A 13,683-nucleotide genomic window follows, 5' to 3' on the forward strand; every position below is an offset into this window, starting at 1 on the left:
CGGGGAACTCACTCCGCGCCGCCCTGCCGCAGTACATAACCCACACCCCGCACCGTGTGGACGAGGCGCGGCTCGCCGCCCGCCTCGGTCTTGCGCCGCAGGTACATCACGTACACGTCCAGGGAGTTCGACGACGGTTCGAAGTCGAAGCCCCAGACGGCCTTGAGGATCTGCTCCCGGGTGAGGACCTGGCGCGGGTGCGCCATGAACATCTCCAGGAGCGTGAACTCCGTGCGGGTCAGCTCCACCTGGCGTCCGCCCCGCGTGACCTCGCGCGTGGACAGGTCCATGCGCAGGTCGGCGAAGGTGAGCGCGTCCTCGTCGGCCGGGCCGGCCGCGCCCACGGCCGCCGCGTAGGAGCTGCGGCGCAGCAGCGCGCGGATGCGGGCGAAGAGTTCGTCGAGCTCGAAGGGCTTGACCAGGTAGTCGTCGGCGCCCGCGTCGAGGCCGGTGACACGGTCGCCGACCGTGTCACGGGCGGTGAGCATCAGGATCGGTGTGGTGTCGCCGGTGGCGCGGATGCGGCGGGCCGCCGTCAGGCCGTCCATGCGCGGCATCTGGATGTCGAGGACGACCAGATCGGGCCGGTAGACCGACGCCTTGTCCAGCGCGTCCGCGCCGTCGACGGCGACCTCGGTCCCGTACCCCTCGAACGCGAGACTGCGCTGGAGCGCTTCGCGTACGGCCGGCTCGTCGTCGACGATCAGGATGCGCTGCGGGTCACGGTCGCCGTCTGCGGGGCTCATGGCTCGGGGTCCTCGGGGGTGAAGGGGGACGGGGGTGCTGCTGTGGCGCTCTCAGCGTCGCACGTCGGCGGGCGGCGCCGGGAGGAGCGTCAGCCCCGCGACGCCCTGCGCCGGGCCTTCGCGGACCGCCTCGCCCTACGGGCCGCCGTCGACGCCACCTCCGGCGCCCGGCCCGCCGGTGCGTGCGGTCCCTGCGCCGCCGCCGGGGCCGCCCCGATCCCCGCCGGGCCCCCGCCCGGCTCCGCGTGTGCGATCTGCCGGATCATCGCCGTACTCCTCGCCTGCTGGAACTCAACCGAGGGAACTCGGTCGGTGGAACTCGCTCCGTGGACTTCAGTCGGTCGCACCCGCCCGCAGCTTCGCGAGGTCGGCCTTGACGGTGTTGATCGGGATGGCGAACCCCAGGCCGACACTGCCCGCGTCGGAGGACGAGGAGGCCTGGCTCGTGGGCGAGTACATCGCGGAGTTGATCCCGATGATGTTGCCGTTCATGTCGATCAACGCCCCGCCGGAGTTGCCCGGGTTGAGCGACGCGTCGGTCTGGAGCGCCTTGTACGTCGTCGTGCTGGACCCGGTGTCACCGTTGAACTGGCGTCCGCCGAACTCGAACGGCCACCCGTCGCCCTGCGGGGACTGCTGGCCTTGGCCCTCCTCGGTCGGGACGGTGACGTCACGGGCGAGGGCCGAGATGATGCCGCTGGTGACGGTGCCGGAGAGCCCTTCGGGGGAGCCGATCGCCACGACCTGGTCGCCGACCTGGAGCCCGGCGGAGTCGCCGAGCGTGGCGGCCTTCAGGCCGGAGGCGTTCTCCAGCTTGATCAGCGCCAGGTCCTTCTTGCTGTCGGTGCCGACGATCTTCGCGGTGTAGGACTTGCCGTCGCTGGTCGTCGCCTTGATCTGCGAGGCGCCGGCGACGACGTGGTTGTTGGTGACGATCTCGCCGCCGCTCGTGATGATCACGCCGGAGCCGGTGGAGGACCCGGCGTTGGAGTCGGCGCTGATCTCGACGATGCTCGGGCTGACCGCCTTCGCGACCCCGGCGACCGTGCCCTTCTGGCTGGACGGGACCACGGTGGTGCTGGTGGAGCTGGAGGCGACGGTGTCGTTGCCGGTCAGTTCCTGGATGCCGTAGGCGGTGCCGCCGCCTATCGCCGCCGCCACGATCGCCACGGCGGCGATCAGCGCGAGGGGGCCACGGCCGCGCTTCCTCGGATGCGGAGCATGGGCCGGGGCGTACGCCGGCGGGGGCGGCCACTCGGGGTTCACCGGGGCCTGCTGCTGACCCTCGTAAGGGTTCTCGTACTCGCCACTGCGGTGGAAGCTCTCGGTCATGGCATCGAGCTTGTCGCCCGACCATGAGAGCTTCCTGAGTGCTCCCTGAGAAGCCCGACAGAACCTCGTATGCCCGATATAAAGAGGCCCGGGGCTCAACCGCGGGAGGCTATGCGCAGCCGCAGGACTGCCGGGTCACCAGCCGTGAGGGGAACACCTTCAGCCGCTCCCGCCGGGCCCCCGCGACCCGCAGCCCGTCGTCGAGGACGAGGTCCACCGCGGCCCGGGCCATCGCCGAACGGTCGGACGCGATCGTCGTCAGGGGCGGGTCGGTGAGCGCCGCCTCCTTGATGTCGTCGAAGCCGGCCACCGCCAGCTCGCCGGGGACGTCGATGCGCAGCTCGCGCGCCGCGCGCAGCAGGCCGATCGCCTGGTCGTCGGTGGAGCAGAAGATCGCCGGTGGCCGCTCGGGGCCCGAGAGGATCTTCAGGGCGGCCTGGTAGGCGTCGTAGCGGTTGTAGAGGGCCTCGAAGAGGCGGCCCTCCGTGGAGATCCCGGCGTCGTCCATCGCGCGGCGCCAGCCCTCGACGTGGTCGGAGACCGGGTCGCCGACCGCCGGGGTCTCGGCTATGCCGCCCATACAGGCGACGTACTCGTAGCCGTGCTCCAGCAGGTGCCGGACGGCGAGCTCGGCACCGCCCAGGTCGTCCGTGGTGACGGCGACGTCGTCGATGGCCTCGGGCCGTTCGTGCAGCAGCACGACCCGGGCGTCCCAGGCCTCGATCTCGGCGGCGGCCAGGTCGTTGAGCGCGTGGCTGACGAGGATCAGTCCGGAGACGCGCATCCCCAGGAAGGCCCGCAGGTAGTGGACCTCGCGCTCGCCCACGTAGTCCGTGTTGCCGACGAGGACCATCTTCCCGCGCTCGGAGGCGGCCTGTTCGACCGCGTGCGCCATCTCCCCGAAGAAGGGCTGGCGGGCGTCCGGGATGATCAGGCCTATGAGGTCCGTGCGCCGGGACGCCATCGCCTGGGCCACCCGGTCGGGCCGGTACCCCAGTTCCTTGATCGCGGCGAGGACACGCTCGCGCGTGGCCGGGGCGACCGGCCGGGGTCCGTTGTTGATGACATAGCTGACCACGGCAGTGGAAGTCCCTGCCAGCCGCGCCACATCATCCCGAGTCACCTTGGCCACGCGCGGAGTCTACGCGGATATACCCGCTCCGGGCAGGGCGTAAAGGAGGTTCCGTACGATATCCCGACCGCCGTCCGGGGCATCCCCTGCGGGAAGCGATGCCCAGGTCGGCGGCGCGATACGCCTCCCTACGCCTCGGCGCGGACCTCGACGGCGTCCAGGGCGGCCGACTCGTCCGCCTTATCCGTCTTTGCCTTGGCCGCCTTGGCCTTCGCCTCCTCGGTGGCGCGCTCCACCTTCTCCGGCGTAACGAATCGATAACCGACGTTCCGGACGGTGCCGATCAGCGACTCGTGCTCGGGGCCGAGCTTGGCGCGCAGCCGCCGCACGTGCACGTCGACCGTGCGCGTACCGCCGAAGTAGTCGTAGCCCCAGACCTCCTGGAGCAGCTGGGCGCGGGTGAAGACGCGGCCGGGGTGCTGCGCGAGGTACTTCAGGAGTTCGAACTCCTTGAAGGTGAGGTCGAGGACGCGGCCCTTGAGCTTGGCCGAGTACGTCGCCTCGTCGACCGACAGGTCGCCGTTGCGGATCTCCATGGGGGAGTCGTCGCTGACGATCTGCTGCCGTCCCATGGCCAGGCGCAGCCGCGCCTCGACCTCCGCGGGGCCGGCGGTGTCGAGCAGGACGTCGTCGATGCCCCAGTCCGCGGTGACGGCGGCGAGGCCGCCCTCGGTGACGACGAGGACGAGCGGGCAGCCCGGCCCGGTGGAACGCAGCAGCTGACAGAGGCTGCGGACCTGGGGCAGATCGCGCCGGCCGTCGACGAGGATGACGTCGGCGCCGGGGGTGTCGACGAGGGCGGGGCCCTCCGCGGGGGCCACACGCACGTTGTGCAGGAGCAGGCCGAGGGCGGGGAGCACCTCCGTCGACGGCTGGAGGGCGTTGGTCAGGAGCAGCAGAGAACTCATATGTCTGGTTCCTCCTCGGTCCCTGCGAGGACGTTTGTTGGCACAGCACCGCTCTGCGATCCCGAAGGCCCCGTACACCTGCGGTTTCCCGCGTCGTATACAACGCTTCCGAAAGCACAAAAGGACCCGGGGGCTACGCTGCCCGAGTCCTCTGCCCAGCAGAATAGCCCACATGAGCTCTGGTCCGGCAGGTCATGTGGCGCGTTCCACCGATCGTCCGCATTCCGAGACGGTCGCTGGAACGCCTGTTCGCGGGTCGTCGAGGACGTTTCTGCGCACCTCCGACGGTGTGACGATCGACGCCGTGTACGACCCGGGTCCCGCCGTATACGACGCCTCCGGGAGACCTTCCGGTCATCCCGTGTTCGTCGTCGCCCACGGTTTCACCGGGGCCGTGGACCGGCCGCACGTGCGGAGGGTGGCACAGGCCTTCGCCCGGTACGGGGCCGTCGTCACGTTCTCCTTCCGGGGCCACGGGGCGTCCGGCGGGCGGTCCACGGTCGGGGACCGGGAGGTGCTCGACCTGGCGGCGGCGGTGCGGTGGGCGCGGGAGCTCGGGCACCGGCGCGTGGGGACGGTCGGGTTCTCGATGGGCGGCTCGGTGGTGCTCCGCCACGCGGCACTCCACCGGGAACAGACCGACGCGGTGGTCTCGGTCAGCGCACCGGCCCGCTGGTACTACCGGGGGACCGCCCCCATGCGGCGGCTGCACTGGCTGGTGACGCGGCCCGAGGGACGAGTGGTCGGCCGGTACGGCTTCGGTACGCGCATCCACCACCGGGCCTGGGACCCGGTCCCGCTCTCTCCGGTCGAGGCGGTGCCGAGGATCGCTCCCACCCCGCTGCTGATCGTGCACGGCGAGGCCGACGGCTACTTCCCCGTCGACCACCCGCGGATGCTGGCCGCCGCCGCGGGTGACCAGGGCGAACTGTGGCTGGAGCCGGAGATGGGACATGCCGAGCACGCGGCCGGCGACGCATTGCTGGCCCGGATCGGGGAGTGGGTCGCGGGCCGGGCGGGCTAGCCTGACGGGGTTCACCGTCGGGTGAGCCCGTGGTGAGACTGTGTGAGTCCGCTGCGACGTGCGATTGAGGAAGCAGATGCCAAAGGTCACGGTGCGCTACTGGGCCGCCGCCAAGGCCGCGGCCCAGGTGGCCGAGGAGCCGTACGAGGCGGCCACGCTGGCCGAGGCGCTCGACGCGGTGCGCGAGCGGCACCCCGGTGAACTCGAACGCGTCCTGCGGCGGTGCTCGTTCCTCGTGGACGGCGACCCCGTGGGCACCCGTGGACATGAGACGGTACGGCTGGCCGACGGCGGCACGGTCGAGGTGCTCCCGCCGTTCGCAGGAGGATGAGCGATGACGAACCAGCCGAACGACGGTTACGGCCCCTACGACCCGTACCGGTCCTACGGGCAGCAGCAACAGCCTCAGCAGCAACAGCCGCAGGCGCCGCAGGCGTGGCCCGGACAGGACTACCAGGGCTACGACGACCCGCACGCCGCTCAGCAGTACACGCAGCAGTGGCAGGGCCAGACCTGGGAGACGCAGACGCACCAGCCGGTGTCCGCGCCGGTGACGGCGGAGGAGACGGCGTACCTGCGAGCCCAGGCGCCGCAGCCGCCCCAGGTCCCGCAGGGGTACGCGGCTCCGGCTGACGACGACGCCCCCGACGCCGCCGGCTACGGCCCGGCCACCATCGGCGGGAACACGCGCGTGACGGATGCCCAGCGGGCCCGGGCGGAGGGGCGCTCCCCGATCATCGAGCCCGGGATGCAGCCGGCCGCGCTGACGGCGCTGCTCGGGCTGCTGCTGGCCGGTGCCGCGGCGGTCGGGACGTACGCGCTGCTCGTGCCGCTGGTGATCCTCCAGGCCGTCACCGCCGCCGGCTGGTTCCGGCTGAACGGGATGTGGCCGGCCCGGCAGGGCATCGCGCTGGGCTTCGCGGGCGCGCTGGCCGCGGACGCGGCGCTGCTGGCCTCGGGCCGCTCCCCGTCGGCGATCCTCGGCACGCTCGGGGTGTGGGTGCTGCTCGCGCTGGTCCTGCAGCTGCGGTCGCACGCCGACCCGGACGAGCGGATGTACGGCCTGATGGCGACGGTCGCGGCCTCGGCGCTGGCGATCGTGGCGGGTGGCTACCTCGCGGCCGCCGCGGACGCGGTGACGGTGGGCACGGTGGCCGTGGCGGTGGCCGTCCTGGCCCGCGCGCTGCCGCTGCCCACGCCCGCCTCGGTGGTGGTGTCCCTCCTCGCGGCGGCGGGTGCGGGCATCGCGGCCGGGTCGTTCACGGACCTCGGCACCTCGGGGGCCCTCCTCGGCGCGGGCGCCGCCGTCTGCGCCCTGATCGGCCACCGGGTCGCGAGCTACGACTACCCGTCCCGCTTCGTCCACTTCACCGCGGGCGTGGCCCTGCCCCTGGCCGCGGCGGCACCGGCGGTGTACGTCCTGGGCAGGGCGCTGGCGTAGATCCGGCCGCGGCGAGTCGCCGGGCGCCCGCCCTGTCACAGACGATCAACAATCCCCCGGTTCCTCTTTCGGGCAGGGTTACCCTCGCGCAAGGGACGGCCGCCCGGTCGTCAGGGACCGCCGTGTAACCGACTGGGTGGGGGAAACACCGCAATGCGAGCACTGCGCATACTGCTGATCTTCGTCGTGATCCTGGGCGGGCTCTTCGTGATCGCCGACCGTGTCGCGGTCGGCTTCGCCGAGGACGAGGCCGCCGACCGGCTGAAGACGACGGAGAACCTGTCGGAGACCCCCGACGTGTCGATCAAGGGTTTCCCGTTCCTCACCCAGGTCGCCGGCGGCTCCCTGGACGATGTCGAGGTCGGCATCAAGGACTACGAGGCCGCCGCGGGCAACGGCGACCAGAAGATCCGGATCGACGACCTCCAGGCCGACATGAAGGGCGTCGAGTTCTCCGGCGACTACAGCTCCGCCACCGCCTCCACCGCCACCGGCACCGCGACCATCGCCTACGACGAGTTGCTGAAGACGGCGAAGTCGGAGCCCACCCAGGTCGCCCCGGGCGTCACCGCCAAGGTCGTCGGGCTCTCCGACGGCGGCAACGGCAAGATCAAGGTCACCGTCGAAGCGACGGTCCTCGGCACCAGGCTGCCTGAGCCGGTCTCCGTGCTGAGCACGGTGAAGGTCGTGGACGGCACGGTCCGCGTGCACGCCGACGGGCTGCCCAAGTTCGGTGGTGTCGACATCGCCGAGAACCGCGTCCGGGCGATCACCGACTTCCAGCAGAAGATCGACGGCCTGCCGGGCGGCATCGAGCTGGACACGGTCCAGGCGGCTCCGGACGGCGTCGAGATCACGGTGAAGGGTTCGGACGTCCGACTGGCCGGGTAGGAAGGCGCACGGCGGAGCGACCAGCACTGTCCGGTGGGCGAGACGGTGATGTCCGTAGCGTAGATGCGGCGGAGGACGCGCTCGGCCGGACGCGGTGCGGGAGCGCCTGGGCGGGCCTCCGATCCCATATGGCGGATTGTCTCGTCTCAGCATGCGACACACCGGTGACACGCCCGCCCGACCGTCCCTACGATCGACGCTATGAAGCGACAGGCGGACCTCACGAAGCGGCGGGCAGTAGACCTGTGCCGCGTCGCCGCCATGCTCTGTCGCACCTTCTGAGCGATCGCGCCGGCAGTCGCGCCGACGCGCGCATCCCCGCAGCCCTGCATCCAGGGCACCCGTGCGCCGCCCTGCCTCAAGGGCGCGCCCTGCAGACCTCGCACGCCCCGCCGTAACTGCCCCGGAGGAGAAGAAGCATGAGCCGCAACGACGTCCTGGTCGACGCCGACTGGCTCCAGGAGCACCTGGACGACCCGACCATCGCCATCGTCGAGGTGGACGAGGACACGTCCGCCTACGAGAAGAACCACATCAAGAACGCCATCCGGATCGACTGGACCCAGGACCTTCAGGACCCGGTCCGCCGCGACTTCGTCGACCAGGCGGGCTTCGAGAAGCTCCTGTCCGACAAGGGCATCGGCAACGACCACACCGTGGTCCTCTACGGCGGCAACAACAACTGGTTCGCCTCCTACGCCTACTGGTACTTCAAGCTGTACGGCCACGAGAGCGTCAAGCTCCTCGACGGCGGCCGCAAGAAGTGGGAGCTCGACGCCCGCGAGCTGGTCGCCGGTGACGAGGTGCCGGAGCGCCCGAAGACGGACTACAAGGCCAAGCCCCAGGACACGTCCATCCGCGCCTTCCGCGACGACGTCGTGGCCGCCATCGGTTCGCAGAACCTCGTCGACGTGCGCTCGCCCGACGAGTTCTCCGGCAAGCTGCTCGCCCCGGCCCACCTGCCGCAGGAGCAGTCGCAGCGCCCGGGCCACGTCCCGTCCGCCCGGAACATCCCGTGGTCCAAGAACGCCAACGACGACGGCACCTTCAAGTCGGACGAGGAGCTCAAGGAGCTCTACGCCGAGGAGAGCGTCGACCTGGCCAAGGACACCATCGCCTACTGCCGCATCGGTGAGCGCTCCGCGCTGACCTGGTTCGTGCTGCACGAGCTCCTCGGTGTGGAGAACGTCAAGAACTACGACGGCTCCTGGACCGAGTACGGCTCCCTCGTGGGCGTGCCCATCGAGCTCGGCGCCAACAAGTAAGCAACCCCGACCGACCTTTCCAGACTTCAGGAGTACGACATGTGCGGTGCGAAGGCCGGCGGCCCCGACGCCTCGACGATCAAGCCCGGTGAGACCACCATCCAGGGCCAGGTGACCAAGGACGGCGAGCCCGTGGTGGGTTACGTCCGACTGCTGGACTCGACCGGCGAGTTCACGGCCGAGGTGCCGACCTCGGCGACCGGACAGTTCCGCTTCTACGCGGCCGAGGGCACCTGGACCGTCCGCGCCCTCGTGCCCGGCGCCACCGCCGACCGCACGGTCGTCGCCCAGCAGGGCGGCCTGGCGGAGGTCGCGATCGCCGTCTGACGGCGATCGGTCCCGCACGGGCCGCACCCCTCGGGTTGGACGCCTGGGGTGCGGCCCTTCGGCCTGCCCGGACCTACGCTGGACGTATGTACACACGGCGGCGTCACACGTACTTCGTGATGATGGGCCTCTGCATCGGCCTGTTCGTCCTGGCCTGGGGTGTCGTCCGCCTGTGGTCCGTTCCCGTCGCCGTCGGGATGTGCGTCGTCGCCATGGTCATCCCGCCCGTGGCGGCCGTGGTCGCCAACCGGCGCGGGCCGGAGGACCGGTGGTGGGACGACCCCTCCGGGGATGCCCAGTCCGACGAGTGGTGGGACGAGCTGGACGGCAAGAAGCGCCCGCGGTGAACGGCGTCGTCCCGTCCCGCCGCGGGTAGCCGGGCTCCATGCGACTCACAGCGGCGACCCTCGACGCACCGCACGCGCGCGAGCTGGCGGACTTCTACCTGCGGCTGCTGCCCGGCTGGGGCGTCCGGCCGGGCGAGGACGGCCCGGACTGGGTGCACATCCGCCCGCCCGACGGCGGTACGGGGCTGTCCTTCCAGACCGAACCCGCGTACGTACCGCCCGTCTGGCCGAGCGGCCCGGACCGGCAGCAGATGATGATCCACCTCGACCTCGAGGTCGACGACCTGGAGACGGAGACGGCGCGGGCCGTCGCCGCCGGGGCCCGCCGCGCCGCCTTCCAGCCGCAGGACGACGTCCGGGTGCTGCTCGACCCGGCCGGGCACCCGTTCTGCCTGTACACGGACTCTCAGTAGACGAGCGCCTGCGTCCCGTCCGCCATCGCCTCCTGGACGAAGACCTGCGCCCCCGCGATGCGGACCCCCTTGATCACGTCCTGCTCCGTGATCTCGCGGCGGGCCGCGCACTGCGTGCACAGGGTGACGCGGCCGGCGGTGAGGAGGGAGTCGAGCAGGTCGGGCAGGGGAGCCGCGTGCGGCAGCTCGAACTCGGCGGCGCGACCGGGCAGGGCGAACCAGGCGGACTCCCCGGTCAGCCACAGGGAGACGTCGACGCCGCTGGCCACGGCGACCGCCGCCACCGTGAACGCCTGGGAGCACCGCTCGGGGGCGTCCGCCCCCGCCGTCACCTTGATCACCAGCTTCTTCGCCATAGCCGGAATCGTAGTGCCGAAGAGGCCCGCGTAAGCTGGGCTCGGCCCTGTGCACCCATTCGCACCCCGCTCAAGGAGCACCCCGTGGAGATCTTCTTCGAAATCCTGTTGGTCCTGGTCGCCGTCGGCGTCCTCGCCTTCGCCGGACTGACCGTGAAGAAGCTGTACCAGGGCCAGCGCTGACCCCCGTCTAGGAAGTTCCCATGATCGAGATCCCGTCCGACCTCCACAAGGACCTCGTCCCGCTCGCCTTCCTGCTGGGCGACTGGGCGGGCGCCGGCGTGCACGACTTCCCCGGTTCCGAGAAGTGCAACTTCGGGCAGGAGGTCACCTTCACCCACGACGGCCGGGACTTCCTGGAGTACCGGTCCCACAGCTGGGTGCTGGACCAGGACGGCAACAAGGTCCGCCCCCTGGAGTCCGAGCACGGCTTCTGGCGGATCGACGCCGGCCGCAAGGTCGAGGTGACCATGACCCGCGACGACGGCGTCATCGAGATCTGGTACGGCGAGCTGGCCGACAAGAAGCCGCAGATCGACCTCGTGACGGACGCGGTGGCCCGCACGGCCGCCTCCCAGCCCTACACCGGCGGCAAGCGGCTGTACGGCTACGTCAAGAGCGACCTGATGTGGGTCGGCGAGAAGCAGACCCCCGAGGTCGAGCTGCGCCCCTACATGTCCGCCCACTTGAAGAAGGTCGTCACCCCGGAGGAGGTCGAGCGCTGGGCGAAGGCCCTGCCCGACGACATGCCGGACGACGGCATCGCTTTCTTCAAGTAGTCCTAGACTCAGGGGTGTGGTGAGCACCGACTGGAAGAGCGATCTGCGGCAGCGCGGTTACCGGCTGACCCCGCAGCGGCAACTCGTGCTCGAAGCCGTGGACACCCTGGAGCACGCGACCCCCGACGACATCCTCGTGGAAGTGAGGAAGACGGCGTCGGGGGTCAACATTTCCACGGTGTACCGGACGCTGGAGCTCCTGGAGGAGCTCGGCCTGGTCAGTCACGCGCATCTGGGGCACGGCGCGCCGACGTACCACCTCGCGGACCGGCACCACCACCTCCACCTGGTCTGCCGCGACTGCCAGAACGTGATCGAGGCGGACGTCTCGGTGGCCGCCGAGTTCACCGACAAGCTGCGGCAGACGTTCGGCTTCGACACCGACATGAAGCACTTCGCGATCTTCGGCCGCTGCAAGGACTGCACTCTCAAGGCTTCAACTACCGAGTCGTAGGCTTACGGATATGAAGAGCCCCCTGCTGACCCTGCCCGGCGCCGTCCCCGCCGAGGGCGTGGACGAAGCCGTCGCCGCCCACTACGGCGACCTGTTCCGTGAGCAGCGTGCCCTCGCCGACGGCACCGGATTCGTGGACCTCTCGCACCGGGGGGTCGTCGCCGTCACCGGCGAGGACCGGCTCGCCTGGCTGCACCTGCTGCTCACCCAGCACGTCAGCGACCTCCCGGCGGGCCGGGCCACCGAGGCGCTGATCCTCTCCGCGAACGGCCACATCGAGCACGCCCTGTACCTCGTGGACGACGGCGGGACGGTCTGGGCCCATGTGGAGCCGGGCACCCAGGAGGCGCTGATCGCGTACCTGGAGTCGATGAAGTTCTTCTACAGGGTCGAGGTCGCCGACCGCACGGACGACATCGCGATCGTCCACCTCCCGGCCGGTTCCATCGCCGAGGTCCCCGAGGGCGTCGTCGTACGGGAGACGCCGCACGGCCGGGACCTGTTCCTGCCCCGCGCCGACCTGGAGTCCTACGCTGCGCAGGCCGGGCCGCCCGCCGGGATCCTCGCCCACGAGGCGCTGCGCGTGGAGCAGCACCGGCCCCGCCTCGGTTTCGAGACCGACCACCGCACCATCCCGCACGAGCTGGGCTGGATCGGCTCGGCGGTGCACCTGCAGAAGGGCTGCTACCGGGGTCAGGAGACGGTCGCCCGGGTGCAGAACCTCGGCAAGCCGCCGCGCCGGCTGGTCTTCCTGCACCTCGACGGCAGCGAGGTGCATCTGCCCGCGGCCGGGACGGAACTCCGGCTCGCGGAGGACGGCCCCGAGGGCCGCAAGATCGGCTTCGTCACGACGTCCGCCCGCCACCACGAACTCGGCCCGATCGCCCTCGCCCTGGTGAAGCGGAACGTGGCGGTGGACGCGCCCCTGGTGGCCGGGGACACGGCGGCGGCCCAGGAAGTCGTCGTCGAGCCGTAGGACTTGTATATCTTTCGGGTCAGATTTCGATCTGTACCGTGAACGGGCCGTCGTTCGTCAGTGATACGCGCATCGCCGCTCCGAAGCGGCCCGTGGCCACCGTCGCGCCCAGGGAGCGCAGCTGGGCGACGACCTCGTCGACGAGGGGCTCGGCCACCTCGCCGGGGGCGGCGGCGTTCCAGGTGGGGCGGCGGCCCTTGCGGGCGTCGCCGTAGAGGGTGAACTGGCTGATCACCAGGAGCGGGGCGTCGATGTCGCTGCACGACTTCTCGTCGTGCAGCATGCGGATCGACCAGAGCTTGCGGGCCAGCTGGGCCGCCTTCTCCTTCGTGTCATCGTGGGTGACGCCGACCAGGACGCACAGTCCCTCGCCCTCGATCGCCCCCACGGTCTCGCCGTCCACGACGACGCTCGCGCCGTCCACCCTCTGCACCACTGCTCGCATACGTCCATCATGCAGGGCGGTGACATCCGCAGCGCGGGTGGTCGGCCCGTGGCCCGAAAGGGTGGTTTGCGCGAGGCCTCAACAGCCCCTGCACGGCCGTATTTTGCTGCTTAACAGCCCATCTGGGGCCTATCGGGGGCACTCGTTCCCATAGCGGCCACTTGGGGTGGCACGATGCTTGCACACACCGGTCGAGGGGACGGTTGAGGCACATGAGCACATCAAGCATGGGGCAGCAGCAGGCGGCTGTCTGGTCGACGTACACGGGGATGGGCGCGTCGGAGTACCACCGGCCGCCCACACAGCGCACCGACAGCCCGCCGCTGCCTTCGGACAGCCCCGGGGACCGGCTGACCGCGCTGAGCCTGCCCGAACTGCGCACGCTGCGCCGCGAGGCCCAGCGCGACGAGGCCGACCTCAGCTATCTGCGGCGGCTGCTCCAGGGACGGATCGACATCCTGCGCGCGGAGATGGCCCGGCGCGCCCCGGCGGGCGAGGCCTCCACCGCCGTGCCCGAGGAGGCGTCGGTGGTGGAGCGGCTGGCGGACATCCTGCGGGACGCCCCGGCCCGGCACCGCTCCTCGGCCCGTCATCTGACCCTGCGCACCCCGCAGGGCGAGGAGTTCCGGCGACTGGCCGCGGAGATGCTCGCCGAGGTCGAGCTGTCCGACCTGGACGCGCGCACGGACCTGGAGCTGACCACGGCGATGGGACGGCTCGAACGCCACGAGCAGCAGGTCTCCCGGCGCCGGCAACGGCTGCAGCGCACGGCCGACGAGTGCAGCGCGGAGATCGCGCGCCGGTACCGCGAGGGGGAGGCGCAGGTGGAGGACCTGCTGGTGTGAGC

19 protein-coding genes are annotated in these 13,683 nt (G+C 71.0%); 13 read left to right on the forward strand and 6 right to left on the reverse strand.

Annotated elements, in window-relative coordinates:
* Positions 1-8: 8 nt before the first annotated feature.
* The 4 genes from ACIQHQ_RS11320 to ACIQHQ_RS11335 all read right to left on the reverse strand — a co-directional run bounded on the left by ACIQHQ_RS11320 (position 9) and on the right by ACIQHQ_RS11335 (position 4,118).
* Positions 9-746, reverse strand: a complete 738-nt coding sequence (locus ACIQHQ_RS11320) for a response regulator transcription factor (RefSeq protein WP_402611697.1) — start codon at positions 744-746, stop codon at positions 9-11.
* 333 nt (positions 747-1,079) lie between these two features.
* A complete protein-coding gene (locus ACIQHQ_RS11325; RefSeq protein ID WP_402611699.1) occupies positions 1,080-2,078 on the reverse strand; it encodes a S1C family serine protease in 999 nt (332 codons plus the stop codon).
* Positions 2,079-2,187: 109 nt separating this feature from the next.
* On the reverse strand, positions 2,188-3,210 hold the full coding sequence (locus ACIQHQ_RS11330) for a substrate-binding domain-containing protein (RefSeq protein ID WP_390987522.1): 1,023 nt from the start codon (positions 3,208-3,210) through the stop codon (positions 2,188-2,190).
* Positions 3,211-3,338: 128 nt separating this feature from the next.
* Positions 3,339-4,118 (reverse strand): winged-helix domain-containing protein, encoded by a 780-nt coding sequence (locus tag ACIQHQ_RS11335; protein ID WP_402611700.1) that lies wholly within the window; start codon positions 4,116-4,118, stop codon positions 3,339-3,341.
* A 172-nt stretch (positions 4,119-4,290) separates the two neighbouring features.
* Between ACIQHQ_RS11335 and ACIQHQ_RS11340 the strand changes: the two genes are divergently transcribed.
* The 9 genes from ACIQHQ_RS11340 to ACIQHQ_RS11380 all read left to right on the forward strand — a co-directional run bounded on the left by ACIQHQ_RS11340 (position 4,291) and on the right by ACIQHQ_RS11380 (position 9,826).
* Complete coding sequence (locus ACIQHQ_RS11340; protein ID WP_402611701.1) at positions 4,291-5,142, forward strand: alpha/beta hydrolase; 852 nt, start codon at positions 4,291-4,293, stop codon at positions 5,140-5,142.
* Positions 5,143-5,218: 76 nt separating this feature from the next.
* Positions 5,219-5,473: a MoaD/ThiS family protein gene (locus ACIQHQ_RS11345; RefSeq protein WP_402611702.1), complete on the forward strand. Its 255-nt coding sequence runs from the start codon at positions 5,219-5,221 to the stop codon at positions 5,471-5,473.
* Positions 5,474-5,476: 3 nt separating this feature from the next.
* Positions 5,477-6,583, forward strand: a complete 1,107-nt coding sequence (locus ACIQHQ_RS11350; RefSeq protein WP_402611703.1) for a hypothetical protein — start codon at positions 5,477-5,479, stop codon at positions 6,581-6,583.
* A 153-nt stretch (positions 6,584-6,736) separates the two neighbouring features.
* Positions 6,737-7,474, forward strand: coding sequence for a DUF2993 domain-containing protein (locus ACIQHQ_RS11355; protein ID WP_402611704.1), 738 nt, complete (start codon positions 6,737-6,739; stop codon positions 7,472-7,474).
* A gap of 201 nt (positions 7,475-7,675) precedes the next feature.
* Positions 7,676-7,756, forward strand: a complete 81-nt coding sequence (locus ACIQHQ_RS11360) for a putative leader peptide (protein ID WP_350310325.1) — start codon at positions 7,676-7,678, stop codon at positions 7,754-7,756.
* Between the two features lie 137 nt (positions 7,757-7,893).
* Complete coding sequence (locus tag ACIQHQ_RS11365; RefSeq protein ID WP_402611705.1) at positions 7,894-8,739, forward strand: sulfurtransferase; 846 nt, start codon at positions 7,894-7,896, stop codon at positions 8,737-8,739.
* 39 nt (positions 8,740-8,778) lie between these two features.
* A complete protein-coding gene (locus ACIQHQ_RS11370) occupies positions 8,779-9,066 on the forward strand; it encodes a DUF1416 domain-containing protein (RefSeq protein ID WP_003991226.1) in 288 nt (95 codons plus the stop codon).
* A gap of 86 nt (positions 9,067-9,152) precedes the next feature.
* On the forward strand, positions 9,153-9,413 hold the full coding sequence (locus ACIQHQ_RS11375; RefSeq protein WP_402611706.1) for a DUF3099 domain-containing protein: 261 nt from the start codon (positions 9,153-9,155) through the stop codon (positions 9,411-9,413).
* 38 nt (positions 9,414-9,451) lie between these two features.
* Positions 9,452-9,826, forward strand: coding sequence for a VOC family protein (locus tag ACIQHQ_RS11380; protein ID WP_402611707.1), 375 nt, complete (start codon positions 9,452-9,454; stop codon positions 9,824-9,826).
* On the opposite strand, the gene ACIQHQ_RS11385 is transcribed toward ACIQHQ_RS11380, so the two are convergent.
* Positions 9,820-10,182 (reverse strand): DsrE family protein, encoded by a 363-nt coding sequence (locus tag ACIQHQ_RS11385; protein ID WP_175433350.1) that lies wholly within the window; start codon positions 10,180-10,182, stop codon positions 9,820-9,822. The two genes, ACIQHQ_RS11380 and ACIQHQ_RS11385, sit on opposite strands and share 7 nt — an antisense overlap.
* A 203-nt stretch (positions 10,183-10,385) precedes the next feature.
* On the opposite strand from ACIQHQ_RS11385, the gene ACIQHQ_RS11390 reads away from it, so the two are divergent.
* Genes ACIQHQ_RS11390 through ACIQHQ_RS11400 form a run of 3 tightly spaced genes read left to right on the forward strand, consistent with a single transcriptional unit; the run spans position 10,386 to position 12,391 of the window.
* Positions 10,386-10,961, forward strand: a complete 576-nt coding sequence (locus tag ACIQHQ_RS11390) for an FABP family protein (protein ID WP_402611708.1) — start codon at positions 10,386-10,388, stop codon at positions 10,959-10,961.
* Between the two features lie 16 nt (positions 10,962-10,977).
* On the forward strand, positions 10,978-11,415 hold the full coding sequence (locus ACIQHQ_RS11395; RefSeq protein ID WP_352100152.1) for a transcriptional repressor: 438 nt from the start codon (positions 10,978-10,980) through the stop codon (positions 11,413-11,415).
* Positions 11,416-11,425: 10 nt separating this feature from the next.
* Positions 11,426-12,391, forward strand: coding sequence for a YgfZ/GcvT domain-containing protein (locus tag ACIQHQ_RS11400; protein ID WP_402611709.1), 966 nt, complete (start codon positions 11,426-11,428; stop codon positions 12,389-12,391).
* Between the two features lie 19 nt (positions 12,392-12,410).
* Here ACIQHQ_RS11400 and dtd read toward each other — a convergent pair whose 3' ends face one another.
* Entirely contained in the window at positions 12,411-12,836 is a 426-nt protein-coding gene (gene dtd, locus ACIQHQ_RS11405; protein ID WP_402611710.1) for a D-aminoacyl-tRNA deacylase, read from the reverse strand.
* Positions 12,837-13,048: 212 nt separating this feature from the next.
* On the opposite strand from dtd, the gene ACIQHQ_RS11410 reads away from it, so the two are divergent.
* Complete coding sequence (locus tag ACIQHQ_RS11410; RefSeq protein WP_402611711.1) at positions 13,049-13,681, forward strand: aerial mycelium formation protein; 633 nt, start codon at positions 13,049-13,051, stop codon at positions 13,679-13,681.
* Positions 13,682-13,683 lie beyond the last annotated feature (2 nt).

The organism is Streptomyces sp. NPDC092370, assembly GCF_044755265.1.
GTDB lineage: Bacteria > Actinomycetota > Actinomycetes > Streptomycetales > Streptomycetaceae > Streptomyces.

What these genes read in the sequence shown, in the direction of transcription:
- ACIQHQ_RS11320 (WP_402611697.1), bottom strand. Translation starts at nt 746, where the DNA reads ATGAGCCCCGCAGACGGCGACCGTGACCCGCAGCGCATCCTGATCGTC.
- ACIQHQ_RS11325 (WP_402611699.1), bottom strand. Translation starts at nt 2,078, where the DNA reads ATGACCGAGAGCTTCCACCGCAGTGGCGAGTACGAGAACCCTTACGAG.
- ACIQHQ_RS11335 (WP_402611700.1), bottom strand. Translation starts at nt 4,118, where the DNA reads ATGAGTTCTCTGCTGCTCCTGACCAACGCCCTCCAGCCGTCGACGGAG.
- ACIQHQ_RS11340 (WP_402611701.1), top strand. Translation starts at nt 4,291, where the DNA reads ATGAGCTCTGGTCCGGCAGGTCATGTGGCGCGTTCCACCGATCGTCCG.
- ACIQHQ_RS11345 (WP_402611702.1), top strand. Translation starts at nt 5,219, where the DNA reads ATGCCAAAGGTCACGGTGCGCTACTGGGCCGCCGCCAAGGCCGCGGCC.
- ACIQHQ_RS11350 (WP_402611703.1), top strand. Translation starts at nt 5,477, where the DNA reads ATGACGAACCAGCCGAACGACGGTTACGGCCCCTACGACCCGTACCGG.
- ACIQHQ_RS11355 (WP_402611704.1), top strand. Translation starts at nt 6,737, where the DNA reads ATGCGAGCACTGCGCATACTGCTGATCTTCGTCGTGATCCTGGGCGGG.
- ACIQHQ_RS11360 (WP_350310325.1), top strand. Translation starts at nt 7,676, where the DNA reads ATGAAGCGACAGGCGGACCTCACGAAGCGGCGGGCAGTAGACCTGTGC.
- ACIQHQ_RS11365 (WP_402611705.1), top strand. Translation starts at nt 7,894, where the DNA reads ATGAGCCGCAACGACGTCCTGGTCGACGCCGACTGGCTCCAGGAGCAC.
- ACIQHQ_RS11370 (WP_003991226.1), top strand. Translation starts at nt 8,779, where the DNA reads ATGTGCGGTGCGAAGGCCGGCGGCCCCGACGCCTCGACGATCAAGCCC.
- ACIQHQ_RS11375 (WP_402611706.1), top strand. Translation starts at nt 9,153, where the DNA reads ATGTACACACGGCGGCGTCACACGTACTTCGTGATGATGGGCCTCTGC.
- ACIQHQ_RS11380 (WP_402611707.1), top strand. Translation starts at nt 9,452, where the DNA reads ATGCGACTCACAGCGGCGACCCTCGACGCACCGCACGCGCGCGAGCTG.
- ACIQHQ_RS11385 (WP_175433350.1), bottom strand. Translation starts at nt 10,182, where the DNA reads ATGGCGAAGAAGCTGGTGATCAAGGTGACGGCGGGGGCGGACGCCCCC.
- ACIQHQ_RS11390 (WP_402611708.1), top strand. Translation starts at nt 10,386, where the DNA reads ATGATCGAGATCCCGTCCGACCTCCACAAGGACCTCGTCCCGCTCGCC.
- ACIQHQ_RS11400 (WP_402611709.1), top strand. Translation starts at nt 11,426, where the DNA reads ATGAAGAGCCCCCTGCTGACCCTGCCCGGCGCCGTCCCCGCCGAGGGC.
- dtd (WP_402611710.1), bottom strand. Translation starts at nt 12,836, where the DNA reads ATGCGAGCAGTGGTGCAGAGGGTGGACGGCGCGAGCGTCGTCGTGGAC.
- ACIQHQ_RS11410 (WP_402611711.1), top strand. Translation starts at nt 13,049, where the DNA reads ATGAGCACATCAAGCATGGGGCAGCAGCAGGCGGCTGTCTGGTCGACG.